The sequence below is a fragment of the Brevibacillus reuszeri genome, from assembly GCF_002897295.1.
GTDB lineage: Bacteria > Bacillota > Bacilli > Brevibacillales > Brevibacillaceae > Brevibacillus > Brevibacillus reuszeri_A.
In genome coordinates this window covers 1-1391 of the sequence record NZ_BEXF01000091.1, presented here as the reverse complement: position 1 = coordinate 1391, position 1391 = coordinate 1, and the positions used below count along the sequence as shown (strand labels likewise).

The window sequence follows — 1391 nt, the reverse complement described above, 5'->3', positions numbered from 1 at the left end:
TCATTTCATCGGTATTGCAGCAGGCATATAAAGACGATGTGAATGGCATTGAAAGAGAGTCCTATTATGCACCCAATAAGGGGCAGTTGATTGTGTTTGATGCTTAACAAAATGCTCAGGGAGATAAATGGGGGTGGTGACAAGTGCGGAGAAACGGTAGATCGTATTTGGAGCTTTTAGAACTATCTCAGGACCCGCGATACTGCATTGTGGATACGGAAGAGAGATATATTCACAAAGGGAGCACGGGGAGACTTGTCACCAGGCAATCAATGCTGAAAGCTCGAGAGAAATGTGAGTATAAAGACGAATGCTTTGAATGCGTAAACCAACAAGAAGTTTTCTGCATTGGCGCCTGGCAACTGACAAAAGGCAAAGGAATCAAGATGTGGTGATTTATCAAATTGTGTATTATATTAACTTGTCGAGAAGCACTGGTCATCCCTACAGGCTGTAGGGGTTACATATGATGTACCAACAGTATAGACGGATTGACACGGAGCCTCTACGAGCATGATTTGAGAGCGAACAGGGCAATCCGAGTAAGGGATTCGCTTGGTGTATCAGCCTATCATACTCGCATCTCCATGTAAATCCTGTTGGTACACGATATACCAACGTTGTTATATCAATACTTTGACGTGTGTTTAGGTAATTTAAATCTACTATGTAATGTGAATAGCGAGGTGTTCAAATGCTAAATCATTTCAAATTACTATGGAAAATGGAAAAAAATGATAGTGGGTTTCTCTTTAATCCCATTCATCGCGAAAAGGTTAAGGTTTTAGTAGACGCAGAAACGGAAGATGAAGCATGGCGAGAACTATACAAATTTATTAGTAATTAATCTTAACACCCGAAAAGTTCTCGGGTAACTTATTACAGAATCGGAGGACGATGACGAATGAACAAGCAGCAGCCCAAAAAAATCAAACGTGGAGACAAAGTGGAAGTAAAATCAACGGGCTATCAGGGTGTAATTGCTGATATCCAATATGTTCATAATCGTTACCAATTAACGAATGTCAGTGGTTGGCAGTACGGTATCGACAATATTCAGCGTTTATCAAAATAGTTAGGGAGGCAACCAGAATGAGAAGATTTTGGATTCAATATGCTTGCCAATCTACTGGAAGAGTTAAAGCAAAAGAAATCAGCGGGGTGAGCGAGCACGACTTATATATGCACATCCCAAAAGATCATAGACTGATAAATTGGGGTGAAATCCAAACTGGACTCGCATTTTAGATGGGTGCTTAACACAACGGTAATTATGAAAAGGAGAGGTATGACATGATGAATTTCGGACAGGCAATTGAAGCATTGAAGCAAGGAAAGAAAGCAGCACGATCTGGTTGGAACGGAAAGGGCATGTGGTTGACGCTAGTTCC

General features: G+C 41.0%; 3 protein-coding genes. All 3 read left to right on the top strand.

Going from position 1 to position 1391, the window contains the following annotated elements; all coding sequences use genetic code 11:
- Positions 1-904: 904 nt before the first annotated feature.
- Positions 905-1075: a hypothetical protein gene (locus tag C3B52_RS37110; protein ID WP_164685084.1), complete on the top strand. Its 171-nt coding sequence runs from the start codon at positions 905-907 to the stop codon at positions 1073-1075.
- Between the two features lie 17 nt (positions 1076-1092).
- A complete protein-coding gene (locus C3B52_RS37105; RefSeq protein WP_164685083.1) occupies positions 1093-1248 on the top strand; it encodes a hypothetical protein in 156 nt (51 codons plus the stop codon).
- A 48-nt stretch (positions 1249-1296) separates the two neighbouring features.
- Positions 1297-1391 (top strand): Thoeris anti-defense Tad2 family protein (locus C3B52_RS35485; RefSeq protein ID WP_123058883.1); only part of this gene is annotated, 95 nt, incomplete at its 3' end.

Bases quoted from the DNA above. Each gene is read 5' to 3' on its own strand.
- C3B52_RS37110 (WP_164685084.1), top strand. From the start codon at position 905: ATGAACAAGCAGCAGCCCAAAAAAATCAAACGTGGAGACAAAGTGGAA.
- C3B52_RS37105 (WP_164685083.1), top strand. From the start codon at position 1,093: ATGAGAAGATTTTGGATTCAATATGCTTGCCAATCTACTGGAAGAGTT.